The following is a 22,677-nucleotide window of genomic DNA, read 5'->3' as shown; positions in this document are numbered from 1 at the left end:
TGCCTGGTGCACCGGCATCAAAACACCCCACAGCAAAAGTCACATGCCTCAAACTAACTCGACCAAATCCATCCAACCTCATTCACAACACACAACCGTGACCACCCTTCGCCAAGCGCGTAATCACCACAAAAAACAGCCACCCAAAGACGAAAAAACCCCCACACCCCCAAAAAAGTCACCAGACCCGTCATCCTCTCCTGAGGCCAACTTCACACCGACATCGATAACAACGAAAGAACATGACCACCACCCCAGCCCACAGCGCAATAGCAGCTACCAACAACCACCCAGAGCCCGGCACACCCCACCAATTTCAGCATCCCGCCACCTCGACATGACATTCTGACCCTGATGGCCACAACCCGAGACAGCCGGACCCACGCCAGTCCGCAAAACACTCGAACGACCCGCCCCACAGGCAGGTCGACCCCATCTGACCCCCACAACACCACCACCACTACACCTCGCCACACCACCCGCACAGGAGAACAGGGAGCACAGCTGTGAAAATCCTGCTACTCAGCGACAGCTACTCGCCCATGGTCAACGGAGTCGTCACCTCCGTGCGCACCCTCCAAAGCGGACTCATCGCCCAAGGACACGACGTCCGCGTCATCACCCCCGGCGACGCACGCACCTCCTCCTTCGACGGAGACGTCTACCGACTTGCCTTTATCGGCATCGGAGCCATCTACCCCGGAGCCCGACTCGCCCGCCCTACCGACCGCAAAGTGCTCACCAGCATCTGCGAATGGGGCCCAGACATCCTCCACTCACACACCGAATTCACCGCCTACCTCTGGGCACGCCGCCTCACCAGACACACCAACGCACCCCACGTGCACACCTATCACACCGTCTACGAGGACTACACCCACTACTTCAGCCCCAGCGAAAAAGTCGGCAAAGGGGCAGTCGCCATCGGCTCCCGCCACATGATGGGAGCTACCGACCTTGTCATCTCACCCACCCGCAAGGTCAAAGGTCTCCTCGACGGCTACGGCGTCACCACCCCAGTAGCCGTCATACCCACCGGCATTAACCTCACCAGATTCACCTCCAGCCTGGGCCACACCGAACTAGGTGCCACGGATCATCCCCGCACCACCCCCGCCGACGCCGGACCATCAGCACCCAACCACCTGCACCGAACCGTCCCCATCAACACCCCCACCCCCACCGACGCCCATACGACCCGCCCGGAACTACACAAACGCCTAGGCATCAACGAAAACGAAACCGTCATCCTCTACGTCGGACGACTCGCCCAAGAAAAAGGCCTCGTCGAAACCTTTAACCTCCTCAAAACCCTCCCCGAGGAAATCCCATGGAGATTCGTCGTCGTCGGTGACGGGCCCTACGCAAGCAACCTCCACCAGCAAGCCCACCGCATGGGACTCAACGACAAGGTCATCTTCACCGGCGCCGTTGACCCCGAATACGTCTGCGCCTTCTACCGCATCGGCGACATATTCGTCTCCTCCTCCCGCAGCGAAACACAAGGACTCACCTACCTCGAAGCCCTCGCCAGCGAACTGCCCATCCTCTGCGCAGCTGACCCCGTCTTGGATGACCTTGTCACCCAAGGAGTAAACGGTTACCAGTACCACAGCCCCGAAGAATTCACCGACCGCATGACCGAACTACTCACCAACCCAAAGCTGCGCACCCAACTCGGTCAAGAAGCCCGCGCTACCGCCCTCAACCACTCCGAAACCGCCTTCGTCCACAAAATCATCAAAGCCTACGAAGAGGTCATCGACCGCCGCCGCATCTCACCCCGAATCGGTCGCGTCGCATGAACAACAGCACGCCCCCCTCACCCGAACACCACCACCAAACACACCGCGAAAAACGCCTCGCACACTTCCAACGCCGCCAGGCCACCAGCCCCCAAGCAGCCACATTCCTACGTATCTCTCGCTGGATCACCGCAATCAGCCTGCTGGCCTGCGCAGCATTCGTCATCTACGGATTCCTCACCGGAATCTTCCACTCCGTCCCAGCCCTACGAGACTTCCTCGACCGCCTCGGCATCCTGGCCCCCCTGGGGTACATCGGCTTGTGCATCGCCCAAGCCATCTTCCCCATCCTTCCCGGGGGCATCACCGTCATCGCCGCCCCCGTTCTCTTCGGAGCCGTCAAAGGAAGCATCTACGCCTACCTCGGAACCGTCATCGGCTCCATCGGCGCCTTCCTCATCGGACGACAACTGGGCATGGACGTCCTACGCGCACGCTTCAGCCCCAAAACACTCGACAAATACCTCGGCTGGCTCACCCACCCCCACTACACCCGCTACTTCGCCATAGCTATCGCCATGCCCGTGGCCCCCGACGATTTCCTCTGCTATCTCTCAGGCCTGACCACGATGAGACTACGTACCTTCTCCCTCATCATTATCCTGCTCAAACCGTGGTCCATCCTCGCCTACAGTTTCGGAGTGCTCGCACTCATCAACCTCATCTTCCCCGGCATCGGCGCCTAGCCCACCCGCCCCGTAGGAAGCACCGATGACCGACACACACCCCCACCACCAACTACGCGTCCACCACTACAACGGCACCGGACGCCTCGTCACCCAAAGCGGACTCGGCGCAGCAATGCGCCACCAACGCCACATGCTCCACCACCCCGGCATCCGTCTTGTCCGCCTCAATGAACACCCCGACGTACTCGTCCTCAACACCGTCTTCCCTGACTCAGTCATCGTCGGCCGCTGGGCACGCAAACAAGGCATCCGCGTCATCCAATTCGCCCACTCCACCCAACAAGACTTTGAAAACTCCTGGGCGGGGGCAAACCACATTGCACCGCTCTTCGGACGCTGGCTCGGACATGTCTACGCTGGCGGAGACGCCATCATCACCCCCACCCCCTACGCCAAAAAACTGCTTACCCGCTATCAACTCGACGCTCCCATCTATCCCCTCACCAACGGCGTCGACATCGACTTCTTCCACGGAAAACCAGCAGCAGGAAAACAATTCCGAGAACGTCACAACATCGCCCCCCACACCCCCCTCGTCGTAGCCGTCGGACACCTCATGGTCCGCAAAGGATTCACCGACTGGATCGACCTCGCCCGACGCATCCCCCAAGCTCAGTTCTATTGGTTCGGCCACACCCCCCGCGCCACCATGTCCAAAGCCGTCAAACGAGCCATCGACACCGCACCCCCCAACGTGCACCTACCCGGCTACGTACCCGCAGCCGAAGTCCGCGACGCCTACGCCGCAGCCAACCTCTTCTGCTTCGCCAGCCACGAAGAAACCGAAGGCATCGTCGTTCTCGAAGCACTCGCCTCCGGAACCCCCACCCTCGTCCGCGACATCCCCGTCTACGACTCCTGGCTACCCGAAAACGAAATCGTCCACAAGGCACGCAACCTCGAGGAATTCGAACATAAAGCCCGCGCAATCCTTGCCGGTGAAGCCCCCGACCTGACCCAAGCAGCCCGCCACCGCATGCAGGAATACTCACTCGATCGCGTCGCCCAACGCTTCCTGGCCATCTGCGCAGGCACCGCCCCCAACCCGGACACCCCATCCACGCGACGCCGCTGACAACTCACTACACAGACAGTTCCGCGATCTCACGAGCCACGTTCACCCGCGCCCAGCGCTCCCACCGCTGCCGCCCTGCGTCCGTGCGATAAATCCACTCCTGCTCCAAGAACCGACTCAGCAACGCAGCCCTGCCCGCACAAAACACCTCATCAGGAATCACGCCGTACTCACGACGCACTCCCTGTACATACTTCTGATACCTCACTGGCGAACCAGCCAAAACAGCCAAATCCGCATCCACCAACGCAGCCCCAGAATCATCAACAGCTACAGCAGTGCTATCGGTCGTCAACAAGATCAACCGCCGCACCTCATCCACAAAAGACGACTCCACAGACAACCGCCGCAAAGAATCAACCGCCACCGCAGCCGAAGCACGCTCATCCTCACCCGGACGCGCCGCATACACAACATCGTGAAACCACGCCGCAGCCACACACGCATCCGAGATCACGACACCCAGATCACCAAGAAGCTGCAAACACTGCAGCACATCATGCAAATGATCAAGGTCGTGATAATGCCGATGAGGCTCTGAGCACCGCTGCAAGACCTGCTCACCAAGAGAAAACCAGCGATCACGCCAATCCGACGAGCGTGAAAGTACCGGAACCACATCACCAAGCACAGCCCACCGCTGCCACAGATCCCGTTGCCGATATCGGAACCTCTCAATATCCCGACGATGCGCTGGCACCCGCAAACCAGAGGTAACCAGAGCGCGCAGCAGCTCCTTAGAAGAAACCTGCCTGGCTCCCGCAGCGATTAACCCCTCGATGCTCTCAGCAGCGACATCGTAGTGATCCAGATCAAAAGCACGCGGAGAAAGCGCATTGGCGCGAGCAAAAGCATGAAGCTCATCGACAGACGTATCGGAAATGAGATGCGCCCACAAAAATCCGTGCGCAGGCCACTGGGGCCAGTCAACAAGGATCACAAATTTACTCCTCCAACGTTCCGCACGATGGTGGCCTCATAAAGAACCTCAAAACGCCGCATCCGGTCTGCGTAGTACTGCTCGCGGTGCACAAACGGCTTAGCCGCAGTGTCAACAAAAACCTCACAACGAGGAACCTCAGGCGCTAACGACGCCAAGCCATACAAAGCAGCTCCATGCATAGTGGAGCGTTTAATGGCTACAGGCTCAACCGGCACCCCAGTTGCATCGGCAACAAGCTGCAGCAGAGCCGGAACACTGGTAGAGACGCGCCCTGCAGCGCGCAGCTGATCAGGTGCACCAACCACCTCAAAAAGCTGCCGCGCCAAACGCGCATACGTAAGAGCAACCCCTTCAAAACAGCCACGGTAAAGAGCTGCAGGAGTGTCGGTGTAACTCACATCGCGCAGCGCGCCCCGAGCATGGCCCGCCCACCCAGTAGAGCGTTCACCCGTCAGGAAAGGCAATACCAAGGGAGTCATGGCCGCAGGATCGGCCATGAGGATGTCGTGACAGGCCCTTGGGTCGGGTAACCGCAGAACATTTTCTAACCACGTATTCATACGGCCTACATCGTTGAGTGCACCACCAAGGATGCTGCGCTGTTGATCAACGCGGTAACACCACAGTCCAGAAGGAAGAACTGTAGGAGTGTTGCCGGTGATGACACGTATTGCTCCAGAAGTAGCGAATGACGCTAGAGGAGTGGCGGTGCTCGTGGCGTCAGCCCCAAGATTGGCGGCAAGACCATCAGGGATAACTGGGTACCAAGGAACCTGCGCCAGGGCTGGCCACCGGTTGGGCACATAAGAGGTGTTAGGGAAGCTGGGTTGGTCAGGGTCTGCAATGGCAGACAGGTGTTCCTCGACGATTCCTGCGGCCTCTAAAAGAGGAGCGTCCCACTGGCAAGTGTGACGGTTGAGCAGACCAGTCCAGGCAGCCGTGGAGGTTGCGATATTGGTGACTCCGAGCAGGTGGAGCCAGATGTATTCGCCGAGGGTCACCCAGCGGTGGACGCGGTGCGCGACCTGCGGGTCATTGTCATGCCACCAACGAATGGTCGCTGCCCAGTGAGCGGTGTGCAGGTGGGCTCCGCTGCGTTGAGTGATTTCGTGAGGATCAAGATCACGGCGCAGGGCAGTAGCTTGGCTGCTGGCGCGGGAATCGGCGTACGTAAGACAAGGGGTGATGGCGTAGTTATTGGTGTCGATGCCGATGAGAGTAGGGGCGAAAGTGTCCATAGCGACGCCAGCGATATGAGGTGCGATGTTACTGCTCGTGAGGGCGTCGATGATGTCGATGACTTCGTGAAGAGTGTGGTTGGGGTCCAGGGTGCAGTGTCCGTTGGGGGCGGTAGTGAAGGCGTGGCGGACTTTAATGCGGTGTTTATTGACGGGGCGTCCGGTTGCGTCGTAGATACAGCCACGGCTGCCAGTGGATCCGATATCGATGGCCAGGATGAGGGGAGTGGTTGCCTCAAGGGGCTGGACGCTGAAGCTCTCTTCCGCCATGGTGACTCAGTCTAGTGAGGAGTTGAGGTGCGGCTGGGTGGTGAGGATCTGATGTGTTGGCGCAGGCATGCGTGAACCGAGTGAGCACAGGAGGGCGGTCCGTGCTGACTCGGTTCAGCAGTTGTCGTGGTGGAGAGCAAATAAAAAGAGGGGGGAGGGGATTGAGGGTTTTTCAGTCCAGGGCGATGTGGCGCTTGATGCGGTAGACGCACTGTGAGTCGCCCATGGCCTCGCATTCGAGTTCTTTGCCGGTCATGGTTGCGCCGTAAAGACTGCCGATAGCGCCGACGAAAACACCGAGGGTGTAAGCGCACATTGGCTCGTCGGACTTACGGTCAAAAGAGCAGGCGCCTTCGTGGATGCGCACGGTGTAGGTGCCGTTGTCTTCGGTGATGTCATCGACAATGGCCAGACGGGTGCCGTCCAGGCCCAGAGCTTTCTGCAGGATGTCGGTGGCGTCATCAATAGAGGGGGAAGCGCCAGTTTTTCCCAAAAGCTCTACCAGTCCAGCGCCGCGCATACGGCCAGCGCCGAGGACGGGGCCTGGGCCAGCGAGGTCTTCGACGTGCAGACGCATCTGCTGGAGGCATTCGGCTGCGACAAACTTGCCAAGGGTGGGGCGTGTGTTGGTGGGCATGTAGGTAGTACCTCGTGATCTGCGTGTTGTGTCGTGTGAGGTGTTCCTGACACACGGATTGGCCCGGCAGGGCAGTGCACCCAGTCGGCGGGCCTGTTCACGGTTCAGACTAGAAGCGCAGCGGTGACCCACGGTGTGGGCTGCGTATACGTCCATGCTCTTTGAGTGGGTATTTCGTTGGAGCAGAAAGAATGTGAATCTGAACGGTTGTCCGGCCACGTGATATGCGCGTCTGCGTTAAGGCGAAGCAGAAAAGACAAACGCGCCGAGCTTGATAAGAAAAGCACGCTAAATCAGTGCCCTAGAAAATCAATATCTGCGCACGTGGTTACTGTCACAGAAAATTCCGTTAAATCCGTACGCCACAATCTGCTGGGCCGGTACACCACAGAAAAAAGACCTTTTAGACCTCTGGAAAATACACAGACACTTCTGTAGCTTTCACCGAAAGCCATACCTGCATGCCAGGAGATAATCCCAGTTCAACCAACGCAGCAGCAGTCACTTCAACCCGAACATCAGGCGGCCCAGCAACATGAAGCCGCACCCGCGCACCCACCATGTCGACCGTGAGCACTCGGCCACGCCACACATTCCGCGGCGAGCCCACCCCCGGACGCTCCCCAAACACCGACACCGACTCTGGCCGAACCGCAGCAAACACACGTGCCCCATCCGGAAAACTCACCCCGGCCGCCGCATGCAACATCCCACCCCCGGCAAGCCGTATCGCACCGTCCTGCCCCCAAACCCCCTCAAAGAGATTCACCCCCACCAGATCCGCCACAAACTCTGTTGCCGGATGCTCTGCTACCTGCACCGTGGGGCCGTACTGAACTACTCTGCCCTCCTCCACAACCATCACTGCATCGGCCATCACCATCGCCTCCACCGGATCATGAGTGACCAGCAAAACCGGCCCACGAAACTGCGCCACATGCTCGCGCACACATCCCTGTACCTCCCGCCGCGTAGCTGAATCCAATGCAGCAGTCGGTTCATCCAGCACCAGCACATCCGGTTCACAAGCCAACGCCCTTGCCAGCGCCACCCGCTGAGCCTGCCCTCCTGACAATTCCCCTGGACGCCTGCGCCCAAGATCCCCAATCCCCAACCGCTGCAGCCACTGCAACGCACGCGCCGTTGCCTCCCGCCCAGACACCCCTCGCATCCGCAGCCCAAAAGCAACATTGCCCACCACGCTCATATGCCCAAACAGCCGGTAATCCTGGAACATCACCCCCACATTCCGCTGCTGCGCAGACACAAACACGCCCGCTTGCGGATTATCTACCGTCACTGCACCTAGCCGCAGCTGCCCACTCTCCAGTACCTCCAGACCCGCCACTGCACGCAGCACACTGCTCTTGCCAGCACCATTGGGCCCCAATAACGCCAACACCTGCCCCGGAAACACCTCAAAAGAAGCTTCCACCACAAACCCACCACGACGAACCCGCCCATCAAAAAACAACTCTTTCACCGCCCCACCCCCGGCCACCAATACGAACGCAACCCCACCAACACAGACACGCACACCCCCAGCAACACCAGCGACAACGCAATCGCCGCCTGCGGATCTGACTGCATCGCCAAATACACCGCCAACGGCATCGTCTGCGTACTGCCTGGCAAACTGCCCGCAAACGTGACCGTGGCGCCAAACTCACCCAACGCCCGCGCCCAGCACAACACCGTTCCAGCCACCAACGATGGCGCCACCGACGGCAAAGACACAGACCAAAAAACCTGCCACCTCGAGGCCCCCAACGTCACCGCAGCCTCCTCTAACCCCCGATCCACCGCCGCAAACGCACCAGCCACGGTCACCACCAAAAACGGCATCGCAACAAACATTTCGGCCACCACCACCGCCACCATCGTGAAAGGAAGACTCACCTCCCACCACACATCCAGCCACCGCCCCACCAAACCTGCACGCCCATACGCCAACAACAACGCCACACCCCCCACCACCGGCGGTAGCACCAACGGCAACGTCACCAACGCACGCAAAACCCCCACACCACGGCGCTGCGACCGCGCCAACACCCACGCCAACGGCACCCCCACAACCAACGACAGCGCTGTCGCAACCGAGGCACTCACCAACGAAAGCCGCAGAGCCACTAAAACCGCCGGCGCAAACACCAACGAAAACAACTCTCCCCACGGCACCCGCGCCACCAATGCCACAACCGGAAGCAACAAAAACGCCGCCCCCACCAGCGCAACCCCACGCACTGGCCACGGCGTACCCCCCATCGGCGAACGACCGTTACTCACGGTGCACCAAACCCCGCCGACGTCAAGATCTTTTTACCCATTTCTCCCCGCACCGACTGCACAAATGCCTGCGCGGCAGGCCCATTCTGCGCCCGGCGTACCACTGCCAACGGATATGAAGTCCACGCATTCATCTGCTCGGGAATCTCCACACCTTTGATCTTTCCAGCAGCGGCAACTACATCCGTCCCGTACACCAACCCAGCATCCACCTCCCCCAAAATAACTTTCGTCACCACTGCCTTCACATCGACCTCACGCGTAACCGGCTGCACATCTACAGATGCCTTTTCCAACACCTTCGCCGCTAAAACCCCACACGGAACCGACTGTTCACACAGGGCAACCTTGACATCTGCGCGCCCAAGATCCTCCACCTTTCCCACCTGACCAGCGCTATCAACAGGAACAGCAATACGCAAAGAATTGCGCGCAAACGACACCGGCTCATCAACGAGGCCAGCCCCACGAACCTGTTCCATCGGAACTGGACTAGCCGAAGCAAAAACATCCGCAGGCGCCCCCGCTTCAATCTGCTGTGCCAAGCCAGAGCTAGGACCGAAATTGAACCGCACCTGCACCCCCGGATGCGTACGCGAGAACTCTTCACCGATATGCGTAAACGACTCCTTCAACGAGGCTGCAGCGAACACAGTCACCACCCCCGATGAACCATCCGACTCCACCACCGCCCCACCACACCCAGCCATGCACATCGCCACCACCACACCACCGATCAGCCAACGAGCTTTCACCACACAACCCACCCATCAACACAAACCAGCAAATACCTGCGACTTCACACCCCCATCAAACCGCAAACACACAACACAACACGCTCACACCAGCGCACACCAATACATCGCCTAGTCACGCCCTTGTCTTGTGGGGCGTAACCAGGCATCCCGCAGCCCCTTTAGGCTCATACTCGATGACCACTATTCGTGACGTGGCGGCACTAGCCGGAGTGTCCGTAGCAACCGTCTCCCGCGCACTGTCCGGCAGTGATCGAGTCACCCCTGCCACTCGTCAACGTGTCCAAGCCGCAGCCGCTGAGCTGCATTACCACCCCAACGCTGTTGCAGCAGCCATGCGCACAGGACGCACCGGCACCATCGGACTCGTTGTTGCCTCGCTAGCTAACCCCTTTATCACCCGCCTGGCTGCCAGCATTGAAGCCCAATGTCGTGCCCGAGGATGGACGCTGACCATCGCCACCGGCAGTGAAGACCCTGACGAGCAAGCTCGCGTGACTTCCATACTGCTCAGACAACAAGTTGACGGACTTTTCATCGTCCTAGCAGACAACAGCACCGGCAGCCTGGACCGCATTGCTCAATCAGGAACCCCCATCGTCGCCATCGACCGGCGCACCACCATCGAAGCCCACGCCAGCATCCTCAACGACCCCACCTGTGCGCTGGAAGACCTCGCCACCCACCTGTACGAACAGGGATACCAGCGCCCCGCAATCATCAGCGGCCCCACCTCCGTATCCACCGGTCACGGCCGCGCCCACATCGCCCTCCAAGCGTTAACCCGTGCTGGCTATAACGACTTTCCCATCCCTATCCACCACGGGGACTTCACCGCAGAGCACGGAACCCAAGCAACCACAAAACTCCTCGAATCCCCACAGCCACCAGATGTCATCGTGGCGCTATCGAACCTCGTCGCCCAAGGAGCCCTACACGAGCTTCAACGCCGCAACATCGACGTCGGCCCCCAAATCGGCCTCACCGCCTACGACGATGAACCCTGGTTCGAACTAACCAACCCGCCACTGACCTGCGTCACCCAGCCCGTGACCGAAATGGCACAAGCTGGCATCGAAACCCTCGCAGCCCTCATTGAGCACAAAGCCCGCCACATCGAACCCGCCCCGCTCACCGGATCCCGCCTCATCATTCGCCAATCAACCTGCCGCAGAACCTAACCGGAGCCAGGAACACCCAACCTGGACAATCGGCCAAAAAAATCAGCCAAAAGTTCAAGTCACCCGTCCGGAAACCGATAAGACACGTGACACGAAAGAACACCACTACACGGCAGCCGCAACAGCGAGGAAAAGACGAACGGGGGTCCGTCCACACCTTGGCTGAGGCACGACAACCGTGAAACCGGTGCACACGGCACCGACAACGCTTCACGACCAAGGCGGGTAATGAAGCGTCCCAGCAGGCCGAACGCGTTATCGGGGGATTCGCGACAGGCCACCGCCGACGGCTAACGGGAACCGACGGCGAACCGCAGGGGAACGGTGGCGGCGCACCAGTCACATGCGTCGCCACCCACCCACACACCTACCAACCGAGGCCCAGGCCTGGCCAGCATCAGCGCACCACTGAATCACTACAGTTAACCCATGCCCGAGGGACACGTCATTCACCGCATGGCCAGCGCCTACGACCGAGCATTCGCCGGCACCATTACCCGCTCCAGTAGTCCCCAAGGACGCTTCAGCGACGGCGCAGCCAGCATCGACGGCCTCGAACTCATCTGTGCTGAAGCAGTCGGTAAACACTTTTTCGCCCACTTCGGCCCACGCACCATCCACGTTCACCTCGGCATGGCCGGACGCATCAGCGTTCACCACACCACAGACGCCACCGAACGCCTCGGCGAAAAAATCACTCTCGACCTTCAAACCACCCCTGCCTTCTCTGGCGAAACGGACCGTCCCGTTCTCGGGGCGATTAGGTGGCGACTAGAAAACGACACTGCCTGGGCTGACCTATCCGGCCCCGCCATCTGCGAAATCCTCGATTCTGACGGATTCAACAAAGTTCTTAAACGCCTGGGCCCTGACCCACTGCGCGAGGACGCAGACCCCGATCGCGCCTGGAACCTAGTTCGCAAATCCAAACAACCCATTGCCCTGCTCCTCATGGACCAAAAAATCTTCGCCGGAGTCGGCAACATCTTCCGCGCTGAAGCTCTCTACCGGGCAGGCCTAGACCCCATGCTGCCGGGCCTGGCCCTTAAAAAGAGCGAATTCGACGACCTCTGGGCAGACCTGGTCCAGCTCATGCGTTATGCCGTCAACCATGGACAAATCGACACCGTCCGCCCAGAACACACCCCCGAAGCCATGAACCGGCCACCTCGAGAAGACCCCCACGGCGGCGAAGTCTATGTCTACCGCCGCGCCGAACAAGCCTGCTACATCTGTCACACCCAGGTGCGCAGCACTGTCATCGGCAACCGCAACCTCTTCTGGTGCCCCGTATGCCAGCCACTTTCTCGGCGCCGACCTGCCGTCGAAGCACGCAAAAAACTGCGTGAACAGTCTCTACTGGGACGTCTGGCGCACTGACTAAAACCCTGCAACGCAGACCCCCGACCAGCATCTCGCTCAAAGGACTACACCCAGCTCGAGATTCAAAGGGTGACAGGGTAAGCGCGTAATCATCACAACAACCTCAACACAGCAACACTGATTTGCCCACAACAACACAGGGACCCGCCGCCTCATGATTGACGCCCTCACCGCCTACCTTGGCGCCCTCAACGGCTTCGTATACACCTACTTCCTTGTCGCCCTCCTTATCGGCGGAGGCCTATATTTCACCTTGCGCACCCGTGCTGTGCAGATACGTCACTTTCCCCACCTACTGAGTCACTCGCTAGCTTCACGCAAAGGAGCCAACGGAGGGATCTCCTCATTTCAGGCATTCGCCATGGGCATGGCCACCCGTATCGGCATCGGCAACATCACCGGTGTGGCCTTGGCGCTCGTGCTCGGCGGCCCCGGAGCGATCTTCTGGATGTGGGTGATCGCCGCTGTTGGCATGGCCACCTCGTTCTTTGAAGCCACCCTGGCCCAGGTATTTAAAGTCTCCAACACAGACGGCACCTACCGTGGCGGCACCGCCTACTACCTCTCCTATGGCTTGCAATCTCGCTCATGGGGAGTAGGTATCGCGGCTGCACTCGTGTTCTGCATGGTCATCGCCATGCCCATGGTTCAAGGCAACACCATCGCCCTCGCTCTGGAAAACGCTCACGGTATTCCGGTATGGGCTACTGGCCTATTGCTCATGGCCCTAACAGCGCTCGTGGTTTTTGCAGGGGTGCGCGGCGTAGCCCGCACGACAGAAATCCTCAGCCCCTTGATGGCTATCGGATACGTATGTATCGCTGTGACAGTTGTTGTCATGAACATCGGCAGTGTTCCGGGGTTCCTATCTGACATCATCTCCGGTGCCTTTGGGATTCGACCTGGCCTGGCCGGGGTGGCAGGCGGTGTCACCGCAGCTGTGCTTAACGGCGCTCAACGCGGGCTTTTCACCAATGAAGCAGGTATGGCGACCAACCCCAACGCGGCTGCCACTGCCACGGTTGCTCATCCGGTGCAGCAGGGGTTCATTCAATCTCTCGGTGTTCTCGTCGACTCAATGATCATCTGCACTGCCACTGCGTTCATCATTTTGTCCAGCGGATCAAGCGTGTACGTGCCAGGTGTAGTGCCGGCTGCATCGGAAGCTGAAAATGCTGCCGCCAGCCTGACCGTTAACGCGGTTACTTCACAGCTGGGCAGCTGGGCAGTGTGGCCTATGTCGATCATGATTTTTTTCTTCGGATTCAGCTCGATTCTGGGCGCTTACGCGTATGCCTCCGTCAACGTCGACTTCTTGCGTGGTTACAACACGCGTAACCGCCTAGCTGCCGCCTTGGTGGTGTTGACCACCGGAGTCGGCTCTGTGCTGGCGTTGAAAACAGTGTGGGCGCTCATGGACACCGCGATGGCTTTGACAACGCTCATCAACATCATCGGTCTCATCGCGCTCTCGAAGTGGGTTGTTGGAGCGCTTCGTGACTACGAAGCTCAAAAGGCGGCTGGTATCGATGAGCCACGCTTCCGCGGTGAAGGTAACTCGAATTTGCCGCGTGATATCCCTACTGATGTCTGGAAATAGTCGCAAATACCACGCTTTTCAGTGAGGTGGCTGTGAATAGTTTTTATTGATGCTTCTTTAAGGAAGGAGTGGGCTGCATTGCAGCCCACTCCTTCCTTTTGTTTGAAGATCTGCAGAGGTTTGGTTGATAGGATCTTATTCGCGAAAAATCCAGCCAAATGAGTCTTTTGGTGATTTTTGAAGTGGATTCAATTTTCTGCTCTCACCGGGTTATTGGTGAATATCCCTAATATCTATTCCTGCATGTGGAACTACTGAGTCCTTGCTGAATAAATGCGCAAATATTGCGAAAATAATTTGCGCTTATTGCGTGCCATAGGTACCCCCCACCGGGTTTACGGTCTGAACGAACTACCGTCCCGCCCCATAGGAGCACCATGCGCCTGACCCCACGAGAGCAAGACAAACTGCTCATCGTCGTAGCCGCCGACCTCGCCCGCAGACGCCAAGCCCGCGGCCTCAAACTCAACTACCCCGAAGCCGTCGCCATCATCAGCTACGAACTCATCGAAGGGGCCCGCGATGGCCGCACCGTCGATGACCTCATGAGCTGGGGAACAACCATCCTCACCCGCGAAGACGTCATGGAAGGAGTGCCCGAAATGATCCATGACGTACAAATCGAAGCGACCTTCCCCGACGGCACCAAACTCGTCACCGTTCACGACCCCATCCGCTAAACCCCACCCGCCGTAACACACCCCCAGCAAGGACAACCATGACCCCTGGCGAAATCGTGGCCAGCGACGAAGAAATCGTTGCCAACCACGGCAGAGAAACAAAAACCATCGATGTCGTAAACATCGGCGACCGACCAGTCCAAGTCGGCTCCCACCACCACTTCTACGAAGTTAACCGCGCCCTGGAATTTGACCGCCCCGCTACTCGCGGCTTCCGCCTCAATATTCCTTCAGGCACCGCCGTGCGATTCGAACCCGGCGACCACAAAAATGTCGAACTCGTTGCCCTGGCAGGACTGCGCCGCGTCTACGGCTTCCGCAACCGCGTGAACGGCCCCCTCGACGCACCCGAAATCATCGAAGAACAAGCCTGGGCCCACCCAACCACCCTGAAAGGGGCAGAAAAATGACCCTCAGGATCCCCCGCCGCCAATACAACGACCTCTACGGCCCCACCACCGGCGACTCGGTCCGCCTCGCCGACACAGACCTGTTCGTCAAAGTCGAAAAAGACCTCACCGGATACGGAGACGAAGCCGTCTTCGGCGGCGGAAAAACCATCCGCGACGGCATGGGCCAAGACGGCAACGTCAACCGCGCCGAAATGATCCCCGACACCGTCATCACCGGTGCCCTCATCATCGACTACACCGGCATCTACAAAGCCGACATCGGCATCCGAGACGGACGCATTTGCGCCATCGGCAAAGCCGGAAACAACAACATCATGGACGACGTTGACATGACGATCGGCCCATCAACAGAAATCATCGCCGGCGAACACAAAATCCTCACCGCTGGCGGCATCGACACTCACATCCACTTCATCAGCCCAGAACAAGTCCCCACTGCGCTCGCCGGAGGAGTCACCACCTTCGTTGGCGGAGGCACCGGCCCCGCCGAAGGAACCAAAGCCACCACCATCACCCCCGGTGCCTGGCATATCGGCCGCATGCTGCAAGCCTTTGAAGGACTACCCATCAACGTGGGAATCCTCGGCAAAGGGCACGCCTCCATGACCTCCCCCTTGGCAGAACAAATCGTCATGGGCGCCTGCGGCCTAAAAATTCACGAAGACTGGGGAGCCACCCACGCCTCCATCGACAACTCCCTCAAAGTTGCTGATGAGTATGACGTCCAAGTAGCCATCCACACCGACACCCTCAACGAAGGTGGCTTTGTCGAAGACACCATTCGTGCCATCGATGGACGCGTCATTCACACCTTCCACACCGAAGGCGCAGGCGGTGGCCACGCCCCCGACATCATCACGATGGCCGGGCTGAAAAACGTGCTTCCCGCATCCACAAACCCCACAATGCCCTTCACACGTAACACCATCGACGAGCACATGGACATGCTCATGGTGTGCCACCACCTCTCCCGAGAAATCCCCGAAGACGTCGCATTCGCCGACTCTCGCATCCGCCCAGAAACCATCGCTGCCGAAGACGTCCTGCACGACATGGGCGTGTTCTCCATGATGAGCTCCGACAGCCAAGCCATGGGCCGCGTCGGTGAAGTCGTGCTTCGCACCTGGCAAGCCGCCGACCACATGCTCAAAACCCGCGGCCACCTGCCTGGAGACTGCGAATACAACGACAACAACCGCGTCAAGCGATACATCAGCAAGTACACGATCAACCCAGCTATCGCCCAAGGCATGTCCCGCCTCATCGGATCAGTTGAAGTCGGAAAATGGGCAGACCTAGTGCTCTGGGAACCCGCCTTCTTCGGCGTCAAACCCGACCTGGTTATTAAAGGCGGACTCATCCTTGGCGCCATGCAAGGCGACCCCAACGGATCCATCCCCACCCCCCAACCACAAACCTTCCGCCAACAATTCGCCAGCTACGGCGGCGCACTGGCCGAATCCTCCATTTCCTTCATGTCCATGGCAGCAGTCAACGCTGGCGTCGCCCGCAGACTCCGTCTCAAACGGCACGTCGCGCCCGTTGAAGACATCCGCCAGCTCACCAAAGCGGACATGAAATTCAACAACGCCACCCCCAGCATCGAAGTCGATGCACAAACATACGAAGTTCGAGTAGACGGCGAACGCATCACATCCACCCCCGCCACCACCCTGGCAGGCGCACAAAGGTATTGGCTCTTCTAATGACTGACACAACACCCAACACCCCAGCAGCGGAGAGCCAGGAATCACTACCCCCCATCCACTCAACCGCTGTCATCTTCAACATCACTGACGGCACACCTGAACACCTCATCCACACTCCCGGAGAGCATCACGGTCACCGAGAGCGCGAAACCATTCGCCTCCACAACGAAGCTCTCGCCAAACGAATCCAGCGACTACGCACTGACAAAGGCCGAGAAATATCCCTACGTCTGCCCTCCGGATCGCCAGCTCTACGCCCCGGAGATGTCATCGCCGTCACTGACACCAGCTTCATCACTATCGAAACCACCACCACACGAGTCATCGTTGTGCGGCCCAGCTGCATCCGTCAGATGGGAGAAGCCGCACACGCCCTGGGAAACCGGCACCGTCAAGTCCAGTTCTTCGACGACAGCACGCAATTCGGGGCACAGTTCGGCCAAGTCGTCTTCCTCACTCCCTACGACCACACCGTCACCGACCACCTCGAAAGCCTCCACGTCGACTACACCATCGAAGATGTCGAACTCGACACCCCCTTCCGCCACGCCGAACACCAACACTGACCGGAACCCATAAAACCCGTGATCACACCCACGACGAGGCGATCCCGACGCCATGCCCCCAGACTGACGCCCACTGCTATCCACCCCCACCTGGCCCTCATCCAACTCGCTGACTCCGCCCTGCCGGTAGGAACATTCGCGCACTCCTTCGGTATGGAGACAGCCCTGGCGGATGGAACAGTCACAGACGAGGTAGAGGTAGCGGCATGGCTGGCTTCCTTCCTGAAAACGCAAGTCCTAACCACTGACCTACTAGTCGTGCGAGAAACATTCGCTCTGGTTAAGGAAGGAAACGTCGATAAGCGAAAGCTTCTCGACCTGGATGCCACGATGACCGCCGTGTCCTTGGCATCCCAAGTACGAGAAGCATCCTGGTCAATGGGTGCACGACTGCTAGAGCTAGCCCTCGAGTGCTTCCCTACCCCCGCGCTCACCACATACGACGAGTTAGTTCGACAAAAACACGCGGACGGGCACTATGCCATCGCATACGCCCTAGCAGTCGCGGGTATGGGGGTCGGTCTTGCTGAAACACTGCACACCTACGCCACCTCCCTGAGCATCGGACTTGCGCAGAACGCAGTACGTGCGGTCCCGCTCGGGCAGGTGGCAGGCCAACGTGTCATTGCCTACCTTCACCCAGTAATCACCGCAGTATGCGAAGAAGCTCTCAATCTGCCCACCGATCTGCTGGGAGCTGCCTGCCCGCATCTGGAAATCGACCAAATGAGGCACGAACGCCAGCATGCTCGAATGTTCACCAGCTGACGGTGAGCAGCCACACCCGAGAACAACAACCACATGACGCAGGAAGACCTATGACAGACACACACACCGAACCTCTAGAACAAGACCCCATCATCATCGGTGTCGGCGGCCCCGTCGGAGCCGGGAAAACCCAGCTAGTAGAACGCCTCACCCGCGCGATGAGTCACCGCGTATCGATGGCAGCGGTCACCAACGACATTTACACCATCGAAGACGCGAAAATCCTCGCCCGTAACTCCGTTCTGCCCGAAGACCGCATCATCGGAGTGGAAACAGGAGGGTGCCCGCACACAGCAATCCGGGAAGACACCTCACTGAACACCGCCGCGATCGAAGAGCTACGGCGCCGACACCCTGACCTAGAAATCATTTTTGTTGAGTCCGGCGGCGACAACTTGTCTGCCACGTTCTCCCCCGAACTAGTGGACTTTTCTATCTATGTCATTGACGTAGCTCAAGGGGAAAAAATCCCCCGAAAAGCAGGGCAGGGAATGATCAAATCTGACCTGTTCGTCATCAACAAAACAGACCTGGCTCCCCACGTAGGCGCGAACTTGTCTGTCATGGAGGAAGACTCAGCAAAGTTCCGCGGTGATCGCCCCTTCTGCTTCACCAATCTGCGCACCGATGAAGGGCTAGAAAAAGTCATTGAGTGGATTGACCACGACATCCTCATGACCGACCTCACCGACGCATGACGCTCACATCTGACTCAGCACAGGCCTGCTTACTTTCACTAGCCCCAGCATCTGCGGAACCTGAAAAAACAACAGGCAGTCTTGACGTGACATTCGCGGTGCGAAACGAACGCACCATCCTGTCCCGCCAGCATCATCGGGGAGCGCTGAAAGTAATTCGCCCCTTCTATCTTTCCGATGGTGCTGCTGCCGCAGAAGCAACACTGACCGTGCTCAACCCTGGCGGCGGCTACGTCGGCGGAGATGTGTATCGGCAGCACATAACCCTCCAAGCCGGGGCCAAAGCAGTGATGACAACCCAGTCCGCGACTCGGGTCTACCGCACACCACACAGCGAAGTGACTCAAGACACCGATCTCATCGTGGAAGACAACGCCGTGTTGACCTACGTGCCAGATGAACTCATTGGTTATGCCGATGCCCGATATGTTCAGCGCACACGTGCCCAACTGGCCAAAACAGCAACATTATTCGCCAAAGATGTCGTCACTCCTGGATGGGCTCCAGATGGTCGACTCTTCCAATACCGAAAACTGCACACAATTTTCGACGTAGTTGGCATGCCTACGCCAGAGCACCATCGAGGCAAGCTGCTAGCTCGCGACAACCTTTTCTTGGCACCGGAGCGATTCGGGATTTCTCCTGAACACACAGCGCTCGCAGAAACCTTTACTCACGTGGGAAGTCTTCTTATCGTCTCGCCCCACGTGGATGCCGGGACCGTCGATGTGATTCGTGACGTTTTATCTATTCACGAAGGTAAGCATCTGCATTTGCGTACAGGGGTGAGCCGGATGCCTATCAACGGTGTGCTCATCCGTGCTTTGGGCGTCAACACGGCTGTGATTGATGGCGCTATTGGGGCGGTGATTGACCAGCTCCGCGCAGACTGGTTCGGATGGGGGCCGCTACCGCGGCGCAAATACTGACATTTTTGGCCGCGTGATACAGCGGCCGGGTAAGAAAGGTTTTCTTCATGTCTCTTCCGACGCAGGCTGCTCCTCGTCACGACTATGTGCGCTGGATACGGGCCGTGTTGCGCGGGCAGGGGCAGGTGTTTTTTATCGACAAACCGATAGCAGGTCTGCTCATGCTGATCGGTGTAGGCATAGCCGATGCGCAACTGGCCCTGTTTACGCTGCTCGGCATTCTCGTTGGTATGTCCACCGCATGGGTGATGGGCGTTGACCGTAATGAGATCGAGAACGGCTTATGGGGGTATTGCCCTGCACTGGTTGGCGCTGCCGCGTTCATGACCTGGGGTAGCGGAGTCAGTGGCATCGTTGCGGCCGTGCTGGGGTCAGTTGTGGTGGTGCCGGTCCAGGTTGGATTGGCTCGTCTGCTGCGGTCGGGCAAGTTGTCAGCGTATGGGCTACCGGTTCTGACAGCACCGTTCTGCATTGTCAGCGGCATCAGCGCGATTATTGCGCGCGGATTTCCGCACCCGCCAGCTTCACCGTTGCAGATGCTGGGGGTCAGTGGTGTTGTTGAGCTGGTAGAAGAAGCACTTGAAGGGATTGGGCAAGTCCATTTCGCTGATTCCTATGTAGCTGGGGCGTTGATTCTCCTGGGACTTTTCGTGGGGTCTTGGCGCGCTGCGGCCGGAGCAGTGGTGGGCGCGGTGGTCATGACATTGGTGTCGCCGATTTTCGGGATCGACCCGAACGTGGTGGCGCACGGGTTGAGCCAATATTCGGGTGTGCTGGTGGGGATTGCTGCGTTGGCGGTTTTCACCGCTGACCTCAGGCCTGCGTGGATTCCATGGGTACTGGCAGCAGTAGGAGCAGTGGTGACGTTGCCGCTGGAAGAGCTATTTGAAGCAGCGCATTTTCCGATGTACACCTGGCCGTTTGTCATCGTGACTTGGGTGATTGTTGCTGTACGTGCATATGTGGTGCAGCGGTCAGAAAGATCGTGAATTCTTGACTTCCAGCCCCCTTTAGGGTGTACGAATGGGAAGTCAATCCAACAAAATTCACGAAAGTGAGCGCAGCTCTGTCTTCTATAAGGTCTATTACGAGGACACAGATTGCCTCGGCATGGTCTACTACGCGAACTACTTTCGGTTTCTCGAACGTGGCCGCACTGAGTATCTCGCCGAACGGGGCTATGCGATTTCGTCACTCAACGAAGCGGGTATCGTCTTTGTGGTCGCTAAGGTTGAAGCTGACTTCAAAGCGTCTGCGCGCCTGGGAGACACCATAGAGGTGCTTTCTTCTCTCACTACCCCATCACCGTTCAAGATTCTCTTCCATCAGAAGATCTGCCTGGATGGAAAAGTCCTGGTCAAAGCTCTCACGACGTTGGCATGTATTGAGGAAGCAGGTTCCCTGCGCCGTATACCGGCAGAACTGAGGAGTTAGGGAAGGGCACCAAAAACCATGAAAGTGCGCTGCGTTAACCCACAGCGACGCGCAACTTTGGGGTGAAAACCCCTAACGTGGAGTACGTAGTAGGACACTCGTCCATGACCGGTGCATCTGGGGACACCGGGACGAGCCGCGCCGCGTGTAGCGGCGGGAAAGAGGGGAACACGGCATGGCGCATCATGAAGCACCGCAACCGACCAACGTTGGCGAGAGCGATTACTTCTTCTCCACCACTGATCGCAAGGGCATCATCGAACTCGCGAACGCCGTGTTCGTCCGTCTTTCGCAGTATGAACATGATCAGCTGCAAGGTTCGCCGCACAACATCGTTCGGCACCCCGATATGCCCGCCGGTGTGTTCAAGTCTATTTGGGGCCAGCTCAAAGCAGGCCGACCTGCGTGTGCCTACATGAAAAACATGGCTGCAGACGGCAGCACGTACTGGCTTATTTCTACGTTGATCCCGGTGGGGGAGACCTTCCTTTCGGTGCGCATGGGCACGCTTGTTCATGAGTCCAAGAAAGCTGCCGAAAAGCTGTACGCCGATATTCGTGCTGCTGAGCGTGAGGCTCGCGAAAACGGGGCTAGCGCTGATGAGGCAGCCACGATGGGGCTAGAGCTCATGACTGCTGAGCTATCGAAGACGGGTATTAGGTCCCCTGAAGACCTCGCATACCGCATTCTTCCCGCCGAAGTTGCAGCTCACGAGCAGGTGGGGCGCATTCCTCAGCGCCCTGAGGCAACTGGCTATGCGGCTGAAATGCTGCACCTTATGCATGAGATTGACGACATGACCGCTGGGTCTGTTGCACAGCTCGATGAGTACGCCTCACTCATTTCTGTCCTGGAAGCTTCTGCTGCGGATGCAGGCCCTGCCTCTGACCGGCTCACCATCATCGCTGATGCTGCACAAAACGGAGCAAACATTGAAGATGTTCCGGAGATGATCGCTACTTTCACCACGCGTCTGACGGAGAAAGTCGAATCGGCCATCGATAAACTCGCTGGGCTGGATGAAGCACTGACCGCCCTAGCTACCGATGTTGCGCGGCTTCGGTTCCGGATTGCACTGCTGCGCTTGCACAACCGCATGATCGGCAGCTTCTGCGTTGAGGTCATTGATAGCCAGGAATCTTTCGACGCTCTCCCCTCGCTGCGGATTCTCACCCAGGCCCTGGGAGAAGAGGCTGATGAGCTTGCTGCGGCAATCACCCAGGTGCGTGGGGCATTGGCAGCTGTTCCTGACCAAGTTCAGGACGCTGTGCGTGATGCTGACCGTACTTTGCGCCTTTCCACGAAATGGCGCGGTGAAGCTGTTGAAGCCGAGGGAGACGTTGCAGCTGCACTTGCTCCAGCCTTGGCCGCCCTCACGGAAAACTCGGCCTCCGGTTTCGCTGAGCTTGGCCGCTTCTACGATGTTGCAGCGCGTTGCTTCCATCTGCCCGACCGCCACGACGACGCTGGCCTTGCTGCCCTCATCGGCCGCATGCACTCCATCATCGATAACTTCAACGAGAGCGAAGCTGCCTAACGCCTCTGGCGTCAGCCGTTTCTTCAGCCCCAGAGCGTGGATGCTCTGGGGCTGAACTCTGTTAGTGATGCGATCACTGAT

General features: G+C 58.6%; 22 protein-coding genes. 16 read left to right on the top strand and 6 right to left on the bottom strand.

Features of this window, described 5'->3' with window-relative positions; all coding sequences use genetic code 11:
* The first annotated feature begins 506 nt into the window (after positions 1 to 506).
* The 3 genes from CKV89_RS01965 to CKV89_RS01955 are packed head-to-tail and all read left to right on the top strand — an operon-like array spanning position 507 to position 3,569.
* Entirely contained in the window at positions 507 to 1,805 is a 1,299-nt protein-coding gene (locus CKV89_RS01965) for a glycosyltransferase (protein ID WP_051277530.1), read from the top strand.
* Entirely contained in the window at positions 1,802 to 2,491 is a 690-nt protein-coding gene (locus CKV89_RS01960; RefSeq protein ID WP_084441040.1) for a TVP38/TMEM64 family protein, read from the top strand. The genes CKV89_RS01965 and CKV89_RS01960 overlap by 4 nt, the downstream gene beginning before the upstream one ends.
* Before the next feature lie 25 nt (positions 2,492 to 2,516).
* Positions 2,517 to 3,569 carry a glycosyltransferase gene (locus CKV89_RS01955; RefSeq protein WP_051277531.1) on the top strand — a complete coding sequence of 351 codons (1,053 nt, stop codon included), beginning with the start codon at positions 2,517 to 2,519 and terminating at the stop codon, positions 3,567 to 3,569.
* Positions 3,570 to 3,576: 7 nt separating this feature from the next.
* Here the strand turns inward: CKV89_RS01955 and CKV89_RS01950 are convergent, their stop codons facing one another.
* The 6 genes from CKV89_RS01950 to modA all read right to left on the bottom strand — a co-directional run bounded on the left by CKV89_RS01950 (position 3,577) and on the right by modA (position 9,701).
* Positions 3,577 to 4,509, bottom strand: coding sequence for a DUF4031 domain-containing protein (locus CKV89_RS01950; RefSeq protein WP_084441041.1), 933 nt, complete (start codon positions 4,507 to 4,509; stop codon positions 3,577 to 3,579).
* The gene (locus tag CKV89_RS01945) at positions 4,506 to 6,020 is read right to left on the bottom strand and encodes a gluconokinase (protein WP_028327236.1); all 1,515 of its coding nucleotides are present in this window, start codon (positions 6,018 to 6,020) and stop codon (positions 4,506 to 4,508) included. Before CKV89_RS01945 ends, CKV89_RS01950 begins: the two co-directional genes overlap by 4 nt.
* A 172-nt stretch (positions 6,021 to 6,192) precedes the next feature.
* Positions 6,193 to 6,657, bottom strand: coding sequence for a V4R domain-containing protein (locus CKV89_RS01940; RefSeq protein ID WP_028327237.1), 465 nt, complete (start codon positions 6,655 to 6,657; stop codon positions 6,193 to 6,195).
* A 403-nt stretch (positions 6,658 to 7,060) separates the two neighbouring features.
* Entirely contained in the window at positions 7,061 to 8,140 is a 1,080-nt protein-coding gene (locus tag CKV89_RS01935; protein ID WP_197697065.1) for an ABC transporter ATP-binding protein, read from the bottom strand.
* Entirely contained in the window at positions 8,137 to 8,943 is an 807-nt protein-coding gene (locus CKV89_RS01930) for an ABC transporter permease (protein WP_324603349.1), read from the bottom strand. Before CKV89_RS01930 ends, CKV89_RS01935 begins: the two co-directional genes overlap by 4 nt.
* A complete protein-coding gene (gene modA, locus CKV89_RS01925) occupies positions 8,940 to 9,701 on the bottom strand; it encodes a molybdate ABC transporter substrate-binding protein (RefSeq protein WP_197697064.1) in 762 nt (253 codons plus the stop codon). The genes CKV89_RS01930 and modA overlap by 4 nt, the downstream gene beginning before the upstream one ends.
* A 173-nt stretch (positions 9,702 to 9,874) precedes the next feature.
* On the opposite strand from modA, the gene CKV89_RS01920 reads away from it, so the two are divergent.
* The 13 genes from CKV89_RS01920 to CKV89_RS01860 all read left to right on the top strand — a co-directional run bounded on the left by CKV89_RS01920 (position 9,875) and on the right by CKV89_RS01860 (position 22,596).
* Positions 9,875 to 10,879 carry a LacI family DNA-binding transcriptional regulator gene (locus CKV89_RS01920; RefSeq protein WP_034401179.1) on the top strand — a complete coding sequence of 335 codons (1,005 nt, stop codon included), beginning with the start codon at positions 9,875 to 9,877 and terminating at the stop codon, positions 10,877 to 10,879.
* A 429-nt stretch (positions 10,880 to 11,308) separates the two neighbouring features.
* On the top strand, positions 11,309 to 12,259 hold the full coding sequence (locus tag CKV89_RS01915) for an Fpg/Nei family DNA glycosylase (protein ID WP_051277533.1): 951 nt from the start codon (positions 11,309 to 11,311) through the stop codon (positions 12,257 to 12,259).
* A gap of 157 nt (positions 12,260 to 12,416) precedes the next feature.
* Entirely contained in the window at positions 12,417 to 13,862 is a 1,446-nt protein-coding gene (locus CKV89_RS01910) for an alanine/glycine:cation symporter family protein (RefSeq protein ID WP_034401182.1), read from the top strand.
* A 377-nt stretch (positions 13,863 to 14,239) separates the two neighbouring features.
* Positions 14,240 to 14,542, top strand: a complete 303-nt coding sequence (locus CKV89_RS01905) for an urease subunit gamma (RefSeq protein WP_028327242.1) — start codon at positions 14,240 to 14,242, stop codon at positions 14,540 to 14,542.
* A 38-nt stretch (positions 14,543 to 14,580) separates the two neighbouring features.
* Positions 14,581 to 14,952, top strand: coding sequence for an urease subunit beta (locus CKV89_RS01900; RefSeq protein ID WP_084441046.1), 372 nt, complete (start codon positions 14,581 to 14,583; stop codon positions 14,950 to 14,952).
* Positions 14,949 to 16,661 carry an urease subunit alpha gene (gene ureC, locus CKV89_RS01895; RefSeq protein ID WP_028327243.1) on the top strand — a complete coding sequence of 571 codons (1,713 nt, stop codon included), beginning with the start codon at positions 14,949 to 14,951 and terminating at the stop codon, positions 16,659 to 16,661. The genes CKV89_RS01900 and ureC overlap by 4 nt, the downstream gene beginning before the upstream one ends.
* Entirely contained in the window at positions 16,661 to 17,230 is a 570-nt protein-coding gene (locus CKV89_RS01890) for an urease accessory protein UreE (RefSeq protein WP_051277534.1), read from the top strand. The genes ureC and CKV89_RS01890 overlap by 1 nt, the downstream gene beginning before the upstream one ends.
* Positions 17,231 to 17,248: 18 nt before the next feature.
* Positions 17,249 to 17,998: an urease accessory protein UreF gene (locus tag CKV89_RS01885; protein WP_051277535.1), complete on the top strand. Its 750-nt coding sequence runs from the start codon at positions 17,249 to 17,251 to the stop codon at positions 17,996 to 17,998.
* Positions 17,999 to 18,048: 50 nt separating this feature from the next.
* A complete protein-coding gene (gene ureG, locus CKV89_RS01880; RefSeq protein ID WP_028327246.1) occupies positions 18,049 to 18,696 on the top strand; it encodes an urease accessory protein UreG in 648 nt (215 codons plus the stop codon).
* An 86-nt stretch (positions 18,697 to 18,782) separates the two neighbouring features.
* Entirely contained in the window at positions 18,783 to 19,625 is an 843-nt protein-coding gene (locus CKV89_RS01875) for an urease accessory protein UreD (protein WP_051277536.1), read from the top strand.
* 47 nt (positions 19,626 to 19,672) lie between these two features.
* Complete coding sequence (locus CKV89_RS01870; protein ID WP_034401184.1) at positions 19,673 to 20,614, top strand: urea transporter; 942 nt, start codon at positions 19,673 to 19,675, stop codon at positions 20,612 to 20,614.
* Positions 20,615 to 20,648: 34 nt separating this feature from the next.
* Positions 20,649 to 21,059, top strand: a complete 411-nt coding sequence (locus CKV89_RS01865) for a YbgC/FadM family acyl-CoA thioesterase (protein WP_051277537.1) — start codon at positions 20,649 to 20,651, stop codon at positions 21,057 to 21,059.
* 175 nt (positions 21,060 to 21,234) lie between these two features.
* Positions 21,235 to 22,596 carry a PAS domain-containing protein gene (locus tag CKV89_RS01860; protein WP_028327250.1) on the top strand — a complete coding sequence of 454 codons (1,362 nt, stop codon included), beginning with the start codon at positions 21,235 to 21,237 and terminating at the stop codon, positions 22,594 to 22,596.
* The last annotated feature ends 81 nt before the right edge of the window (positions 22,597 to 22,677 follow it).

The sequence above is a fragment of the Dermatophilus congolensis genome, from assembly GCF_900187045.1.
In the GTDB taxonomy this organism is placed as follows: Bacteria; Actinomycetota; Actinomycetes; order Actinomycetales; family Dermatophilaceae; genus Dermatophilus; species Dermatophilus congolensis.
The sequence above is the reverse complement of the archived record's forward strand: the minus strand, read 5'-3'. Positions and strand labels throughout refer to the sequence as shown.